The sequence below is a fragment of the Pseudomonas sp. Irchel 3A5 genome (assembly GCF_900187575.1).
GTDB classification, from domain to species: Bacteria; Pseudomonadota; Gammaproteobacteria; order Pseudomonadales; family Pseudomonadaceae; genus Aquipseudomonas; species Aquipseudomonas folii.
Map to the genome: position 1 here is coordinate 382,069 of NZ_FYDU01000005.1, position 15,771 is coordinate 397,839.

Annotated in this window: 14 protein-coding genes; 11 read left to right on the forward strand and 3 right to left on the reverse strand. The window is 57.7% G+C overall.

Going from position 1 to position 15,771, the window contains the following annotated elements; genetic code table 11:
* Window positions 1-34 precede the first annotated feature (34 nt).
* The 8 genes from CKW31_RS10805 (at window position 35) to CKW31_RS10840 (ending at window position 8,970) form a co-directional block, all read left to right on the forward strand.
* Window positions 35-1,039: a PleD family two-component system response regulator gene (locus CKW31_RS10805; RefSeq protein ID WP_095094389.1), complete on the forward strand. Its 1,005-nt coding sequence runs from the start codon at window positions 35-37 to the stop codon at window positions 1,037-1,039.
* Between the two features lie 946 nt (window positions 1,040-1,985).
* Window positions 1,986-3,081, forward strand: a protein-coding gene (gene prfB, locus CKW31_RS10810) for a peptide chain release factor 2 (protein ID WP_122396168.1) whose coding sequence is annotated in 2 segments (ribosomal slippage) — window positions 1,986-2,057 and window positions 2,059-3,081 — 1,095 coding nt in all. Because the reading frame shifts where the segments join, the coding sequence is not laid out codon by codon here.
* A gap of 73 nt (window positions 3,082-3,154) precedes the next feature.
* Window positions 3,155-4,657, forward strand: coding sequence for a lysine--tRNA ligase (lysS, locus tag CKW31_RS10815; protein ID WP_095094393.1), 1,503 nt, complete (start codon window positions 3,155-3,157; stop codon window positions 4,655-4,657).
* 289 nt (window positions 4,658-4,946) lie between these two features.
* Complete coding sequence (locus CKW31_RS10820; protein WP_187521530.1) at window positions 4,947-5,678, forward strand: TetR family transcriptional regulator; 732 nt, start codon at window positions 4,947-4,949, stop codon at window positions 5,676-5,678.
* A gap of 23 nt (window positions 5,679-5,701) precedes the next feature.
* Window positions 5,702-6,289 carry a hypothetical protein gene (locus tag CKW31_RS10825; RefSeq protein ID WP_095094396.1) on the forward strand — a complete coding sequence of 196 codons (588 nt, stop codon included), beginning with the start codon at window positions 5,702-5,704 and terminating at the stop codon, window positions 6,287-6,289.
* A gap of 14 nt (window positions 6,290-6,303) precedes the next feature.
* Window positions 6,304-7,581: a flavohemoglobin expression-modulating QEGLA motif protein gene (locus CKW31_RS10830; protein WP_027897880.1), complete on the forward strand. Its 1,278-nt coding sequence runs from the start codon at window positions 6,304-6,306 to the stop codon at window positions 7,579-7,581.
* Window positions 7,582-7,789: 208 nt separating this feature from the next.
* Window positions 7,790-8,644 (forward strand): alpha/beta hydrolase, encoded by an 855-nt coding sequence (locus CKW31_RS10835; protein ID WP_176469858.1) that lies wholly within the window; start codon window positions 7,790-7,792, stop codon window positions 8,642-8,644.
* Complete coding sequence (locus CKW31_RS10840) at window positions 8,641-8,970, forward strand: hypothetical protein (RefSeq protein WP_095094400.1); 330 nt, start codon at window positions 8,641-8,643, stop codon at window positions 8,968-8,970. Before CKW31_RS10835 ends, CKW31_RS10840 begins: the two co-directional genes overlap by 4 nt.
* Window positions 8,971-9,192: 222 nt before the next feature.
* Here CKW31_RS10840 and CKW31_RS10845 read toward each other — a convergent pair whose 3' ends face one another.
* From CKW31_RS10845 to CKW31_RS10855, 3 genes are all read right to left on the reverse strand, one after another.
* The gene (locus CKW31_RS10845) at window positions 9,193-9,975 is read right to left on the reverse strand and encodes an OmpA family protein (protein ID WP_095094402.1); all 783 of its coding nucleotides are present in this window, start codon (window positions 9,973-9,975) and stop codon (window positions 9,193-9,195) included.
* A gap of 60 nt (window positions 9,976-10,035) precedes the next feature.
* On the reverse strand, window positions 10,036-10,464 hold the full coding sequence (locus CKW31_RS10850; RefSeq protein WP_095094404.1) for a DUF4398 domain-containing protein: 429 nt from the start codon (window positions 10,462-10,464) through the stop codon (window positions 10,036-10,038).
* Between the two features lie 257 nt (window positions 10,465-10,721).
* The gene (locus tag CKW31_RS10855; protein WP_095094406.1) at window positions 10,722-11,060 is read right to left on the reverse strand and encodes a pilin assembly protein; all 339 of its coding nucleotides are present in this window, start codon (window positions 11,058-11,060) and stop codon (window positions 10,722-10,724) included.
* Window positions 11,061-11,307: 247 nt separating this feature from the next.
* Between CKW31_RS10855 and ppc the strand changes: the two genes are divergently transcribed.
* From ppc to tsaB, 3 genes are all read left to right on the forward strand, one after another.
* Window positions 11,308-13,944 (forward strand): phosphoenolpyruvate carboxylase, encoded by a 2,637-nt coding sequence (gene ppc, locus CKW31_RS10860; RefSeq protein ID WP_095094408.1) that lies wholly within the window; start codon window positions 11,308-11,310, stop codon window positions 13,942-13,944.
* 359 nt (window positions 13,945-14,303) lie between these two features.
* A complete protein-coding gene (gene adk, locus CKW31_RS10865) occupies window positions 14,304-14,951 on the forward strand; it encodes an adenylate kinase (protein ID WP_095094409.1) in 648 nt (215 codons plus the stop codon).
* Window positions 14,952-15,040: 89 nt separating this feature from the next.
* On the forward strand, window positions 15,041-15,715 hold the full coding sequence (tsaB, locus tag CKW31_RS10870) for a tRNA (adenosine(37)-N6)-threonylcarbamoyltransferase complex dimerization subunit type 1 TsaB (protein ID WP_095094411.1): 675 nt from the start codon (window positions 15,041-15,043) through the stop codon (window positions 15,713-15,715).
* The last annotated feature ends 56 nt before the right edge of the window (window positions 15,716-15,771 follow it).

Here is a 15,771-nt window from a genome sequence, read left to right on the forward strand (position 1 = left end):
AATTCACCATCAGGCGTTGGACAGGAGTTCTTGAATGAATGATTTTCTGCTGGACTCCCTCCAGCCAGATGACGAAAACTCGGCCATGGTGCTCCTGGTCGATGATCAGGCCATGATCGGCGAAGCGGTCAGGCGTGGGTTGGCCAACGAAGAGCGTATCGACTTCCATTTTTGCGCCGATCCGCATCAGGCCATTGCTCAGGCGATTCAGATAAAGCCTACGGTCATCCTGCAGGATCTGGTCATGCCGGGCCTGGACGGCCTGACGCTGGTGCGCGAGTACCGCAATAATCCGCTGACCAAAGATATTCCGATCATCGTGCTCTCGACCAAGGAAGACCCGATGATCAAGAGCGCGGCGTTCTCTGCCGGTGCCAATGATTATCTGGTCAAACTCCCGGACACGATCGAGTTGGTAGCGCGCATTCGTTACCACTCACGCTCTTACATGACCCTGTTGCAACGTGACGAAGCTTACCGCGCCTTGCGCGTGAGTCAGCAGCAGTTGCTCGATACTAACCTCGTGCTGCAACGCCTGATGAACTCTGACGGTTTGACGGGCTTGTCCAACCGACGCCATTTCGATGAGTACCTGGAGCTTGAGTGGCGTCGTGCGACACGCGATCAGACCCAATTGTCGTTGATGATGATCGATGTGGATTTCTTCAAGGCGTACAACGACAACTTCGGCCATCTGGAAGGCGACGAAGCGCTGCGTCAGGTGGCCAAGGCCATTCGCGCCAGTTCAGCTCGCCCTTCGGACCTGCCTGCGCGCTATGGTGGGGAAGAGTTCGCGTTGGTCCTGCCCAACACGTCGCCGGGTGGTGCACGTCTGCTGGCCGAGAAATTGCGCATGACCGTCGCCGGCATGAACATCCCGCACATCGCGCCGACACCGGGTGCTTCGTTGACCGTCAGTATTGGCGTATCGACCATCGTCCCACAGCCTGGCAGCAACAGCCGTCAGTTGATTCAGGAGGCGGACAAGGGGCTTTATGCGGCCAAGCATAATGGGCGTAATCAGGTTTCGGTGGCGTAGGGGGGGAATTGTGGTGACTGCCTCGCGGGCGAGCATAGGTATCTAGATAAATTCTGTATCTGTGTACATATCCGTTACCGCGGTAATGGCTGATATTGGTTGCGCTTTTACAGCGCGTCACTTTTGAGAAGCGCAAAAGTAACCAAAACGCTCTTGCCCCACCACTTGGTGCCTCGCTGTCGCTCGGCATACCCGTAATCCGACATTGCTGCGTGGGGCCGCCGCCACCGGCCATCCATGGCCTGAGGCGGCTAACCCGGCATCCCTGCCGGTTTGCCCCACACAGCAATGTCGAATTCCGGCCGGCGTGGTTTAACGGGGCGCTTAAGATCAAAATCAAAAGCAGATCAAACGCAGCGATTTCACCCCGGACCGGTAGGAGCGAACTTGTTCGCGAGACGTCAGCACAGCTAACGAATACATCATCTGACACACCGCTTCGCAGCCTTCGGCAGCTCCTACAGAAACCCGGAAAGTTCACGCATCAGGTCGGCTGTCAGGCCGCCGTGCTTTTGATTTTGATCTTGGGCGCCCCGTTAAACCACGCTGGCCGAACGCAGATTCTGAACCGTGGGCAACCCGGCAGGACGCCGGGTTAGCCGCACCGGGCCATGGATGGCCCATTGCGGCGGCCCACGGTTCAGGATCTGCGGGCGGGTACACCGAGCACTAGCGAGGTGCCGAGTGGTGGGGCAAGAGCCTTTTGCTTACTTTTGGGCTCCTTTCAAAAGTGAGGCGCTGTAAAAGCGCAACCAATAGAAGCCATTAACGCGGTTATTGATATGTACACAAAAATCCTGCATGTAAAACCTGCATGGAAAAGATGTGTAGTAGATACCTACGCCACGATAAGGTCACCACAGTATTGCCCAACGGGCTGCCTTCATCTCGTTCTCTCGGGTATACTCGTCGGCTTTGAAAATTTCGCCTGCGAGTGCTGCCCACCATGGAAATCAACCCGATCCTAAACAGCATCAAGGACCTGTCCGAGCGCTCCGAAACGATTCGGGGGTATCTTTGACTACGATCACAAACATGATCGTCTGACCGAAGTTAACCGTGAGCTCGAAGATCCAAATGTCTGGAACAACCCCAGCTATGCCCAGGAACTAGGCCGCGAGCGTTCTCTGCTGGCCCAGATCGTAGAAACCCTGGATGAAATGTCCTCCGGTCTGGCTGATGCCAAAGACCTGTTGCTGATGTCCGCCGAAGAAGAAGACCAGGCTGCCGTCGATGACGTGGCTGCCGAAGTCGAGCGCCTGCGTGCGTCGCTGGAGAAGCTCGAATTCCGTCGCATGTTCAGCGGCGAGATGGACCCTAACAACGCCTACCTGGATATCCAGGCCGGTTCCGGCGGTACTGAAGCACAGGACTGGGCCAACATCCTGCTGCGCATGTACCTGCGCTGGGCTGACAAACGCGGTTTCGACGCGACTATCATGGAGCTGTCCGCGGGTGAAGTCGCCGGTATCAAAGGCGCTACCGTGCACATCAAGGGCGAATACGCCTTTGGCTGGCTGCGTACCGAAATCGGCGTTCACCGTCTGGTGCGCAAGAGCCCGTTCGACTCCGGCAATCGTCGTCACACCTCGTTCTCGGCCGTCTTCGTTTCTCCGGAAATCGACGACAACATCGAAATCGACATCAATCCGTCGGACCTGCGTATCGATACCTATCGTTCGTCCGGTGCCGGTGGTCAGCACGTAAACACCACTGACTCGGCCGTACGGATTACTCACGTACCGACCAACACGGTGGTGAGCTGCCAGAACGAACGTTCCCAGCACGCGAACAAAGACACCGCGATGAAAATGTTGCGGGCGCGCTTGTATGAGCAGGAAGTGCAGAAACGCAACGCTGCTTCCCAGGCGCTGGAAGATACCAAGTCCGATATCGGCTGGGGTCACCAGATCCGTTCCTACGTGCTGGACGCCTCGCGGATCAAGGATCTGCGGACCAACATCGAGCGCAGCGACTGCGACAAGGTGCTGGATGGCGACATCGATGAATACCTGATCGCGAGCCTGAAACAAGGGCTGTAACCCGTCAGCCTTGATCTTCAAGACCCCCGTGCAAATGCGGGGGCAACGAACCTGTGATGGAATATTTAAAGACATGAGCGACCAACAACTCGACCCGCAAGCCCTGCAACAGGAAGAAAACACCCTGATCGCCCTGCGCAAGGAAAAGCTTGCTGCCGAGCGCGCCAAGGGGCAGGCCTTCCCCAACGACTTCCGCCGCGACAGCTACTGCAATGACCTGCAGAAACAGTACGTGGACAAGACCAAGGAAGAGCTGGCTGAAGCGGCGATCCCGGTCAAGGTTGCCGGTCGCATCATGCTCAACCGTGGCTCGTTCATGGTGATTCAGGACATGACCGGTCGCATCCAGGTCTACGTCAACCGCAAGACTCTGTCGGAAGAAACCCTGGCCGCGGTGAAAACCTGGGACCTGGGCGACATCATCGCAGCCGAAGGCACCCTGGCGCGTTCGGGCAAGGGCGACCTGTACGTCGAAATGACCAGCGTGCGTCTGCTGACCAAATCCCTGCGTCCGCTGCCGGACAAGCACCATGGCCTGACCGACACCGAGCAGCGCTATCGTCAGCGCTACGTTGACCTCATCGTCAATGAAGAAGTGCGTGATACCTTCCGTGTGCGTTCTCAAGTCATCGCTCACATCCGCAGCTTCCTGATGAAGCGCGACTTCCTGGAAGTCGAAACGCCGATGCTGCAGACCATCCCTGGCGGCGCAGCAGCCAAGCCTTTTGAGACTCACCACAATGCGCTGGACATGGAAATGTTCCTGCGTATCGCACCTGAGCTTTACTTGAAGCGTCTGGTGGTTGGCGGCTTTGAGAAAGTGTTCGAGATCAACCGCAACTTCCGTAACGAAGGCGTCTCGACCCGTCACAACCCAGAGTTCACCATGCTTGAGTTCTATCAGGCGTACGCGGACTACGAAGACAACATGGACCTGACCGAAGAGTTGTTCCGTGAACTGGCGGAGCTGGTTCTGGGCACTACCGACGTGCCGTATGGCGACAAGGTGTTCCACTTCGGTGAGCCGTTCGTGCGCCTCTCGGTGTTCGATTCGATCCTCAAGTACAACCCGGATCTGACCGCTGCTGACCTGCAAGACATCGACAAGGCGCGCGCCATCGCCAAGAAGGCGGGCGCCAAGGTGCTGGGCTTCGAAGGTCTGGGCAAACTGCAGGTGATGATTTTCGAAGAGCTGGTCGAGCACAAACTGGAGCAGCCGCACTTCATCACCCAGTACCCGTTTGAAGTGTCTCCGCTGGCGCGTCGCAACGATGAAAACCCGAACGTTACTGACCGTTTCGAGCTGTTCATCGGTGGCCGTGAAATTGCCAACGCTTACTCCGAGTTGAACGACGCGGAAGATCAGGCCGAGCGCTTCCAGGCCCAGGTGGCCGACAAGGACGCAGGCGATGACGAAGCCATGCACTACGACGCTGACTTCGTGCGTGCGCTGGAATACGGCATGCCGCCGACTGCCGGTGAAGGCATTGGCATCGACCGTCTGGTCATGCTGCTGACCAATGCCCCGTCGATCCGCGACGTGATCCTCTTCCCGCACATGCGCCCACAAGCGTAAGTGACGTGAAAAAAGAGCCGCCTGTGATGGGCGGCTTTTTTTTGCGTGACGATTCTGGTCGTGAAAGCTTCAGTTCAGACATGTTGGTTTACATTGGCAGCGGAAATGGCATCTTGGCCACATGTAATTGAGATCTTCTGTAGGAGATCGCTCTTGTCCCCGACACAGTGCTAACTGGACCTGTAGGAGCTGCCGAAGGCTGCGATCGCGGTGTGTCAGGATGAACGCTTCGCAGCCTGCGGCAGCTCCTAAAAAATGGTCGTTAAGTAAAAAAAAGGAAATTTCTACCGTGACCCGTTCGATTGCTCAAAATGGAGCTGCTGGTGCTGCCAGCGCCGTGGTGCAAAGTGTCGAGTATCAAGGTCGCAAGGCAAGTCGACAGGGCAGTGAACAGCGCAGGCAGGACATTCTCGACGCCGCCATGCGCATCGTGGTCCGTGACGGCGTGCGTGCGGTACGTCACCGTGCAGTGGCTGCGGAGGCGGGTGTACCCCTTTCGGCTACCACGTACTACTTCAAGGACATCGATGACCTGCTCACCGATGCTTTTTCCCAGTACGTCGAGCGCAGTGCCGCTTATATGGCCAAGCTCTGGGAAAGTACCGAAGTCACCTTGCGCGAAATGGTGGATCGTACTGACGGCACCGCGGTTGGTCGTTCACGTCTGGCCGATGAAATCGCGATCATGGCCATGGAATATATTCGTCGCCAACTGTCGACCCGCCGCGATTATCTGATTGCCGAACATGCGTTCCATTGTGAGGCGTTGATCAACCCGCGACTGGCCCGTCTGGTGGATGCGCATCGGGACATTCTGCTGCATGGTGCCTGCCGGCTTCTGGAGGTGATGGGCTCGGTTCAGCCGCTTCAGGACGCACAAGTGTTGACGGGGGTCATGTGTCGGATGGAGTATCAAGGTCTGCTACATGGCCCGCAGCCCGACGCGGACAAAGAAAACCTCGGTATCCTCACCCGTCAGATGCATCTGGTATTAGGCACGACAAAGCCCCTCGACGAGTGAAAAACCCCTCTCGGGAGTAGCTAATGAAAGCCTGGCGTCTGCTTGTCGCCTTGTCGTTCCTGCTGTTGAGCGGCTGCCTTGTGACGTTCAAGGATTCGATTCCTGCGCGCGAAGCAGCCCCGGCGCAACTGCTGGGTAACTGGAGCAGCAAGAATGCCTGGGGCGAGCCGCTGGAGCTGGAAATCAGCCGGACCGGCAGCAACGAGTACAAGGCGGTCAGCTATCGCAAGGGGGATCGCAAGCACCGCGATGGATACGCCTTTACCGTGTCCCGGCATGGCAGTCGCTGGTATCTGTGTGCCGGGTTGCCGGAAAAATATGGCGGCCATTTCGTGATGGCAGGCTTTGAACTGGCGCAAACCGGCGAGTTGGTGGTCTACAACCTGGATATGGATCGCTTCAATCAATGGGTGGAGCAAAAGGCGCTCAGCGGTGAAAAAATGCCAATAGGGAAAGACGATGGGCTGTTGATCACGAGCCCTCTGGATCAAGTGTTCGGTTACCTGAACGATCCGGCCAATTCTGATGTTTTCCTCGAGGTAGCGCGTTACCAGCGGCTGCCTGAGCAGGGCACACGCCCAACCAACCAAGGGCCAACCAAGGCGCAGTAACCAAGGAGCATGGGGTGGACGAGTACCAGCAGACTATTCGAACGTTGTCGGATCGTATCGTCGCAGCCCAGACGCCGATTCGGGTTCTGGATGCGGTGAAATGGGACGACACGGTGCGCAAGGATTTTCTTGCGGCAAAAGGCAAGGCGCTACCCGCCGTGGATCGCGCCTACTATGAAAATCGGCCCTTGGGTTTTGATTCTTCTGAACTGAAGCTCGAGTTCCAGAATATCGAGCGCGACATTACCCGTCAGTTGGGCCAGTTCAACCCGGTTGGCCAGATCATGCGCCGCATGTGCAAGGAATACCGCATGGTAGTGCGCATGCTGGAAGCCCGAGGCACTGCGGATTTCGGGCTGATCTCCCAGGAGTTGTACGGCGCGGCGTCCGACGCTTTTCATGCCGGTGATCCAACCCTGGCTGATCTGGGGCTGATGCTTTCTGACTACCTCAATAACATTGCCGGGCGCGGTGACCTCAAGGATGAGCCGAAAATCCTGACGGCCAAAGACGCGGTGTCTCTGCTGCAAAGTCGTCTGAACAAGGTTTTTGGTGAGGCCGAGGAGACCATTCGCGTCTTCGAATCCGACGGCATTGTCGCCGATGCCGCGGCAGGCGCCGATTACATCAAGATTCGCTCCGACGCGATGTTCAACGAGCGCGATGTCCGTGCGCTGGAAGTACATGAAGGGTTGGTGCATGTGGGTACCACGCTGAATGGCCAGAATCAGCCGATTTGTACCTTCCTGTCAAAAGGGCCGCCGTCGTCGACGGTGACGCAGGAAGGCCTTGCGATCCTCATGGAGGTCATTGCGTTCGCCTCCTACCCGAGTCGATTGCGCAAGTTGACCAACCGCACGCGTGCCATTCACATGGCTGAAGAGGGCGCAGATTTCCTCCAGGTGTTCGAGTTCTACCGTGAGCAAGGTTTTGGCATGTCTGAAAGCTACGGCAATGCCAGCCGGGTATTCCGCGGATCGGTGCCCAATGGCTTGCCGTTCACCAAGGACTTGTCCTACCTCAAAGGTTTCATCATGGTTTACAACTATATTCAGCTCGCCGTGCGCAAGGGCAAGCTGGAACAAGTGCCGCTGCTGTTCTGTGGCAAAACCACCCTTGAGGACATGCGTACCTTGCGTCAACTGGTGGATGAAGGTCTGGTCGTGCCGCCCAAGTACCTGCCCGAGCAGTTCCGTGACATGAACGCGCTGTCGGCGTGGATGTGCTTCTCGAACTTCCTGAACCACCTCAGCCTGGACCGGATCGAAGCGGATTATTCCAATATTCTGTAGCGCCTCAGATCTCTTGTAGGAGCTGCCGAAGGCTGCGAAGGCGGTGTGTCATTAGAATCCAATCGCAGCCTTCGGCAGCTCCTACAGGACGTGCATTTCCATTCAAATTGTTTTGTCGATAAGAGCCGCATCAAGAAAACAAAAGGAATCCCGCTTGAAATTCCTGATTACCCTCACGCTGCTCTTGTCCCTGAACGGCTGCAGCTCAATGTTGTTCTATCCGGAACCCGGTCTGCCGTTCACCCCGGAAAAGGCCCATCTGCAATACCGTGACGTCACCCTTACCGCTGCCGATGGCACACAGTTGCATGCGTGGTGGTTGCCTGCCAAAGAAGGCGTCGAGGTCAAAGGCACGGTTCTGCACTTGCATGGCAATGGCGGCAATCTGGCTTGGCATCTGGGGGGTAGCTGGTGGTTGCCGGAACAGGGTTATCAGGTCTTGATCCTGGACTATCGCGGCTATGGGTTGTCCCAGGGGGCGCCCAGCCTGCCTGCGATTTATCAGGACGTGGATGCGGCATTCGACTGGTTGAACAAAGCCCCTGAAGTGCAGGGCAAACCGCTGGTCGTGCTCGGCCAAAGCATTGGCGGGGCGTTGGGGGTGCATTACCTGTCTGAGCATCCGCAGCAACGTTCGCGGCTCAAGGCGCTGATTCTCGATGGTGCGCCCGCCAGCTACCGTAAAGTAGCTCGTTATACGCTGGGGACTTCATGGCTGACCTGGCCATTTAAAACGCCGCTTTCATGGCTGATCCCCGACGCAGACAGCGCCATCAATGGCCTGCCGAAATTGAAGGGGACGCCGATGTTGATATTCCAGAGTATGGACGACACTCTGGTGCCGCTCGACAACGGCATCAGCCTCTATCAGGCCGCGCCGCTGCCACGGGTGTTGCAACTGACCCGTGGCGGGCATGTGCAGACGTTCTCTGACCCGACCTGGCGACAGGTGATGATCCGCTATCTGGAAGATCCCCAGCACTTCAATGGTCTGCGTCGTCTGGGCGAAGTGCCGAATTATCCGGAGCCAGCGGAAAAAGAAACACCTGAGAGCCGCAAATGAGCGAAGAGCGCAACGCCATTCCCCTGATCATCACGGGTATCTGCACGATCTTCGTTACGGTGGGTACGCTTTGGTATTACGGCTATCTGCACTTCGCCAAGCCTGAAGATGCGCTGTTGCTGAACGAGTTCACGATGCTCAAAACCGTGCCGGGCGAAGACTACAAAATCGCCGCCACACCCGCCGCCGAAGTCGCGCAGTGCATTGATGGCGTGCTGGTGTTGTTCGATACGTCGCAGAAGGGACTGTCAGGTGTCCTGATCAATAACAGGAAGCAGGCCGTGCGCTGCGCAGGGCAGGAGACGCCGCAGGAACTTCAGCGTTGATTGCCCAAGGGCTAGATGATTTGCCGGGTTGAAATGCGACCCTTGTGGGAGCGGTGCTTGCCCGCGATAAGGCTGAATGCGGTTCACTTTAGATCGCGTCTAGCCTTATCGCGGGCAAGCACCGCTCCCACAGGGAATCGCACTCCGATCCGGATGATGTAAACAACAAAAAAGCCCGGCCTGTTTTCACAGGCCGGGCTTTTGGCTTGCAGCGTCAGCGATTTACTTCATCGACGAACGCGGCGCTACCGGCTGGTTGTCGTTGGAAACGGTCACTTCCACACGGCGGTTCTGGGCGCGGCCCGAAGCGCTGGTGTTATCAGCAACCGGGTATTCCTTGCCATAACCCTGGGAAACGACACGGGCTGGATCAACGCCCATTTTCACCAGTGCCATACGCACGGAGTTAGCGCGGCGCTCGGACAGGGACAGGTTGTAAGCGTCGGAACCCGAGCTGTCGGTATAACCTTCAACGATCACTTTGCGATCCGGGTTATCACGCAGGTAAGTTGCCAGTTGGTTGACATTAACCAGACCGCTGGATTTCAGCTCGGCCTTGTTCAAGTCAAACAGCACGTCACCGAAAGTTACCAGAGTACCGCGCTCGGTTTGCTTGGCGTTCAGGCTGCTTTGCAGTGCCTTGATCTGTGCATCACGGGCATCCAGACGGGCTTGAGCGCGCTGCGCGGAGGCACCTTTCAGTTCCTCTTCAGCGGTGCGCAGAGCAATAGTCTGCTTGGCAACCTCAACGCGCTGGTTGGTCAGATAAGAAAGTTGGTCGACTTTCTTCTCGTCTTCGCTGTTGCGATAGGCTGCGTCAGCCTTGTCCAGCCAGTCGCTGGCGTCCTTGGTTTCAAGGGCAGCCACTTTGGTCGCCTGCGGATTGGTCTGCAGTGCCGAGAAATTGGTGCGAGCCTGTTCCAGATTCTGGTTAGGCGGCGTCGAGCAAGCGGCCAGTGCAACACTCATGGCCAGCAGGGCAGGGATCATCACTTGTTTGCGCATAATAGTTTCGTCCTTTCAATCGAATTCGAAATGCATGAAAAACGTTGGCTGCAACGTTGGTTACTGGGCCGGTGCCGGTTGCACCTGACGCAGACCTTCTTCACGTAGTTCGTTCACGCCTTGACGGGCGTCCTGCACAGCTCTTTCTGCCTTGGCAGCCTGGGATTTACGTTCGGCTACGCGAGCGTCCCATTCAGCTTGTTCAGCCAGGCGGCGTGCTTCGTCGTATTTCTGCTCTTGCATGGCGAGTTCGGCTTTCTTGAGCTTGTCTTGCGCCGATTTCATTTCTACTGCGGAGAACTCGGTACCACCGGCGCTGACGGCGCTGTTAACGGCCGATTGGCTCACAGCGTACTGCTCGGTCGGAGGATTACCTGCACAACCTGCGAGTACGAAGCTGGCACCCAGTGCCAGAGCAGTCAGTTTCAGGCCGCGCAGGCCTTTGAATTTGGTATTGGCAGTAAGCGTGTTCATCGTGTTCGACTCCATTATTTAACTCCTGAAAATCTTGAGTGTTCCATGACAGTCGTTGGCCTGAAGCGTGCGAGGTAGCGTCTGGCTGCGCCGTTGGCTATCCGTAGGCTTTTCTGTAATGGCTATGGGCTCGGACACATGAACTTTTTGAATAGTTCAGGTTTTTTCGACCGGATTTTCTTTGCGCAAACTACGGAACGAATGCTGTGAAAAAACGATCCCGGCACTTCATTGGCACGTTGTACCGGGATACGTATTGCGTGTTGGCAGTGTTATTCGACGTCCTGCTTTTCGGACAGCTCCTGCAGATACCGACGCGAAAGCGCCAGGAAACGCGGGGTAGGGCCAACATCTTCGTACACCGGGTCGCCTTCTTCGTCAGTGGTCACGACATGCTGACCCTGCACGTAAGGGAAGCTCGCTTCGAGTTCTTCCAGCGCGGCACCGATCAACTCGCCCAGTAACTCTTCAGGATGATGCTTGGGGTACATCTCGGTCAGTGCGTTCAGGCGCGCAGCGGACTCCATGTCCAGGTGAATCGCATACTGAGTCCTGGTCAGTCGTCCTTTGGCGTTCTCTTCCCAATGGTTGGCAAGTTCACGGATTTTCATAGGGACCTCTTGGTTTGCCCACCGATGGCAGGTCTGCTTGAGTGCTGATTCGTTTAGTGCTCAGCCATGGCTCACCGATGAGATTAGTCCGGTTATTTCAAAAGGTTTATTCACCGGGTGTTGGCGTGGCTGTTGATTTTGCTGCACTGATGGTAGAAAAGGGATAGATCAGATTTCTGCACGCCTGTTCAGTCTTTGCAGCTTTGAGGTTGATGGCACCCATACAAAAATCAGGGGGAGAGGAACGATGGCTGATATCGACGCGCGTTTACGCGAGGATGTGCACCTGCTGGGTGAGCTGTTGGGCAATACCATTCGCGAGCAGCGCGGGAGTGAGTTTCTCGACAAGATCGAACGTATTCGCAAGGGCGCCAAAGCGGGTCGGCGTGGTTCGGCGGAGGGGGCCGAGCAACTGACGTCCAGTGTTGATGGCCTGGCCGAAGATGAATTGCTGCCGGTGGCGCGGGCCTTCAATCAGTTTCTCAACCTGGCCAACATCGCCGAGCAATACGAACTGATCCGGCGGCGTGACGATTCCCAGCCGCAACCTTTTGAATCTCGCGTGTTGCCTGAGCTGCTCGACCGCCTCAAACGTGCAGGACAGAAACCTGAGGCCCTGGCCCGGCAGTTGAGCAAGCTGGAAATCGAACTGGTCCTCACTGCGCACCCCACTGAAGTGGCACGCCGCACCCTGATTCAAAAATACGACGCCATCGCCGCACAACTCGCGGCCCTCGACCATCGGGATCTGAGCAGCGCCGAGCGCGAGCAGATCACCGAGCGTCTGCAGCGTCTGATCGCCGAAGCCTGGCACACCGAAGAGATTCGCCGTACCCGACCGACCCCGGTGGATGAAGCGAAATGGGGCTTCGCCGTTATCGAGCATTCGCTATGGCATGCGGTGCCCAATTACCTGCGCAAGGCCGATCACGCGTTGCACGCTGCCACCGGTTTTCATCTGCCGCTGGAGGCGGCGCCGATTCGGTTCGCTTCGTGGATGGGCGGCGATCGTGACGGTAACCCCAACGTCACGGCGGCGGTGACGCGGGAGGTCCTGTTGCTGGCCCGCTGGATGGCGGCGGACTTGTATGTGCGTGACGTCGATCAACTGGCGGCCGAGTTGTCCATGCAGCAAGCCAGTGATGCGTTACGCGCCAGCGCGGGTGACAGCGCTGAACCCTATCGTGCTGTCCTGAAGCAACTGCGCGAGCGTTTGCGCGCAACCCGCAACTGGGCTCAGGCGTCACTGGCTGTGACGCAACCCGCTCCGGATAACGTGCTGCACGATAATCGTGAGCTGCTTGAACCGCTGATGCTGTGCTTCCAGTCGCTTCATGAGTGCGGCATGGGTGTGATCGCCGATGGTCCGCTGCTTGATTGTCTGCGTCGTGCGGTGACGTTTGGCCTGTTTCTGGTGCGGCTGGATGTGCGTCAGGACTCCACCCGGCATGAATCGGCCATGACCGAAATCACCGACTACCTCGGGCTTGGCCGCTATGAGGATTGGGACGAGCAGGCCCGTGTTGATTTCCTGCTGCGGGAATTGAACAGTCGACGTCCGTTGCTGCCTGCGCATTTCAAACCGGGCGCTGACACCGCCGAGGTGCTGGCGACATGCCGTGAAGTCGCTTCAGCGCCTGCGGCCTCGTTGGGGTCTTACGTGATCTCCATGGCCGGTGCCGCTTCGGACGTGCTGGCGGTGCAGTTGCTGCTCAAAGAGGCGGGGTTGCAGCGCCCAATGCGCGTCGTGCCGCTGTTCGAAACCCTCGCGGATCTGGATAACGCCGGGCCAGCCATAGAACAATTGTTGAACCTGCCGGGCTACCGTTCACGCCTGCACGGCCCGCAGGAAGTGATGATTGGCTATTCCGATTCCGCCAAGGATGCGGGCACCACGGCCTCGGCCTGGGCGCAATATCGGGCACAGGAAAAACTGGTGGATATCTGCCGTGCTCAGCAAGTCGAATTGCTGCTCTTTCACGGCCGCGGTGGCACCGTCGGACGTGGCGGTGGCCCAGCGCACGCGGCGATTCTGTCGCAGCCGCCGGGTTCGGTAGCCGGGCGTTTCCGCACCACCGAACAGGGTGAAATGATCCGCTTCAAGTTCGGCCTGCCAGACATCGCCGAGCAGAACCTCAATCTATATCTGGCCGCCGTGCTGGAAGCCACCTTGCAACCGCCACCACCGCCGCAACCCGCATGGCGAGAAATGATGGACAACCTGGCGGCGGACGGCGTCAGTGCCTACCGTGCCGTGGTGCGCGAGCATCCGGAGTTCGTCGAGTATTTCCGTCAGGCCACGCCGGAGCAGGAACTGGGTCGTTTGCCGCTGGGCAGTCGTCCGGCCAAGCGTAGGGAAGGCGGCGTCGAGAGTCTGCGGGCCATTCCATGGATTTTCGCCTGGACCCAGACGCGGCTGATGTTACCCGCCTGGCTTGGCTGGGAGGCGGCGCTCAACAAGGCGCTCGAACGCGGCGAAGGGGAGCTGCTGGGGCAGATGCGTGAGCACTGGCCATTCTTCCGCACCCGGATCGACATGCTGGAAATGGTTCTGGCCAAAGCTGACCACGATATTGCCCATCTCTACGATCAGCGTCTGGTGGAGCCGAGACTGCAACATTTGGGTACGCATTTACGCGACCTATTGTCGCAGGCTTGCGCCGTGGTGCTGGGGCTGACCGGGCAATCCCAACTGCTGGCTCATAGCCCTGCAACGCTTGAATTCATCAGCCTGCGCAACACGTATCTGGATCCGCTGCACCTGCTTCAGGCAGAGTTGCTTGCCCGTTCACGCAACCGCGAGGCAAGTCTGGACAGTCCTCTGGAACAGGCGCTGCTGGTGTCTGTAGCGGGTATTGCCGCCGGATTGCGTAACACCGGTTAATCAGCGGGTCCGTTAATGGCGCACTGCCAATTCCCAGTGCGCCATTGGCATCAATGACTTGCGTGCTTTTGATTGCCTCAAGCCACCTGAACCAATCCCGCACTCTGCTACCTCTGACCGGGTGGTGGATACTGCGACTTTTGGCGGCTTGTGCCACTTGTGTCGGCTGTGTATCTTGATCAGCCTTTGGCCATTCTTCGGCTTGAACCTTATTTGAGATTGGTCCTGTACAGACTGTGTGAAAACGACTGCATCGCGGGCACCTACGATGTACGCGAGCAGTACCGCGTTTTACGTTTTACATAGGCTGGGCGTGGCGAATCCGACGTTTACATATAAAAAATTTGAGGAGCACATCGATGCGCGTGATTCTGCTGGGAGCTCCCGGGGCCGGTAAAGGTACTCAGGCAAAATTCATCACCGAAAAATTCGGCATCCCGCAAATTTCCACAGGCGATATGCTGCGCGCTGCCGTCAAGGCTGGCACTGAACTGGGCCTTAAAGCCAAGAGCGTCATGGACAACGGCGGTCTGGTTTCCGATGACCTGATCATCGGTCTGATCAAGGATCGTCTGTCCGAGCCTGATTGCGCCGGCGGCGTGCTGTTCGACGGTTTTCCCCGCACCATTCCGCAGGCAGAAGCGCTGCTGGCGGCGGGCCTGGAAATCGACCACGTGCTGGAAATCGCTGTAGATGACGAAGAAATCGTCAAGCGCATGTCCGGTCGCCGTGTACACGAAGGCTCTGGCCGCATCTATCACACCATTTTCAATCCGCCCAAGGTTGAAGGCATTGATGATGTGACCGGTGAGCCACTGAAGCAGCGCAAGGATGACGTTGAAGAAACCGTTCGCCTTCGCCTGGCGGTGTATCACGAACAGACCAAGCCGCTGGTTGAGTTCTACAGCAAACTCGAAGCGAAAAACGGCAAGCCTAAGTGCAGCCATATTGCAGGCGTCGGTTCTGTTGAAGATATCACCAGAAAAGTGCTTGAAGCCCTGAACTGACAGCGCTGGTTGAGTCAATAAACGGTCCGCTTGCGGGCCGTTTTGTCGTTTATAATGCGCCCCTTTTTTGATCTCGATGGATAACCCTGATGACCACCTTGCTGGCCCTGGACACCGCCACTGAAGCCTGCTCGGTCGCTTTGCTGCACGACGGCAAGGTGCTGAGCCACTACGAGGTGATCCCGCGCCTGCACGCCCAGCGTTTGCTGCCCATGATCAAAGCGATCATGGCGGAGGCGGGCATCGGCCTTTCAGCGCTGGATGCCATCGCTTTTGGCCGTGGTCCGGGCGCGTTTACGGGCGTGCGCATCGCCATTGGCGTGGTGCAGGGGTTGGCTTTTGGTCTGGAGCGTCCGGTGCTCCCCGTTTCCAATCTGGCAGTACTGGCCCAGCGAGCCATGCGCGAGCACGGTGCCCATCAAGTTGCGTCGGCCATCGACGCGCGCATGGATGAGGTTTACTGGGGTTGCTATCGCGAGGTGGCGGGGGAGATGCGTCTGCTTGGCGCCGAAGCCGTACTCCCGCCAGAGCAGGTTGCTTTGCCCGTTGATGCGAGTGGTGAATGGTTTGGTTCGGGCACGGGCTGGGACTATGCCGAGCGTCTGCCGGTCAGCGTTATAGGTCACGACGCCAGTATGCTGCCCCACGCTCAGGATTTACTGACCCTGGCGACCTTCGCCTGGCAGCGCGGTGAGGCCATCGTTGCAGATGAGGCGCAGCCGGTTTACCTGCGGGATAAAGTGGCTACGCCCAAAGCCCGATAGCGGAGTGCCGATTTAAATGCATTTCCTGTAGGAGCTGCCGAAGGCTGCGAAGGGGG

Excerpts from the sequence above, each read along its gene's own strand:
- CKW31_RS10805 (WP_095094389.1), top strand. The coding sequence starts at position 35 with ATGAATGATTTTCTGCTGGACTCCCTCCAGCCAGATGACGAAAACTCG.
- lysS (WP_095094393.1), top strand. The coding sequence starts at position 3,155 with ATGAGCGACCAACAACTCGACCCGCAAGCCCTGCAACAGGAAGAAAAC.
- CKW31_RS10825 (WP_095094396.1), top strand. The coding sequence starts at position 5,702 with ATGAAAGCCTGGCGTCTGCTTGTCGCCTTGTCGTTCCTGCTGTTGAGC.
- CKW31_RS10835 (WP_176469858.1), top strand. The coding sequence starts at position 7,790 with ATGTTGTTCTATCCGGAACCCGGTCTGCCGTTCACCCCGGAAAAGGCC.
- CKW31_RS10840 (WP_095094400.1), top strand. The coding sequence starts at position 8,641 with ATGAGCGAAGAGCGCAACGCCATTCCCCTGATCATCACGGGTATCTGC.
- CKW31_RS10845 (WP_095094402.1), bottom strand. The coding sequence starts at position 9,975 with ATGCGCAAACAAGTGATGATCCCTGCCCTGCTGGCCATGAGTGTTGCA.
- CKW31_RS10850 (WP_095094404.1), bottom strand. The coding sequence starts at position 10,464 with ATGGAGTCGAACACGATGAACACGCTTACTGCCAATACCAAATTCAAA.
- CKW31_RS10855 (WP_095094406.1), bottom strand. The coding sequence starts at position 11,060 with ATGAAAATCCGTGAACTTGCCAACCATTGGGAAGAGAACGCCAAAGGA.
- ppc (WP_095094408.1), top strand. The coding sequence starts at position 11,308 with ATGGCTGATATCGACGCGCGTTTACGCGAGGATGTGCACCTGCTGGGT.
- adk (WP_095094409.1), top strand. The coding sequence starts at position 14,304 with ATGCGCGTGATTCTGCTGGGAGCTCCCGGGGCCGGTAAAGGTACTCAG.
- tsaB (WP_095094411.1), top strand. The coding sequence starts at position 15,041 with ATGACCACCTTGCTGGCCCTGGACACCGCCACTGAAGCCTGCTCGGTC.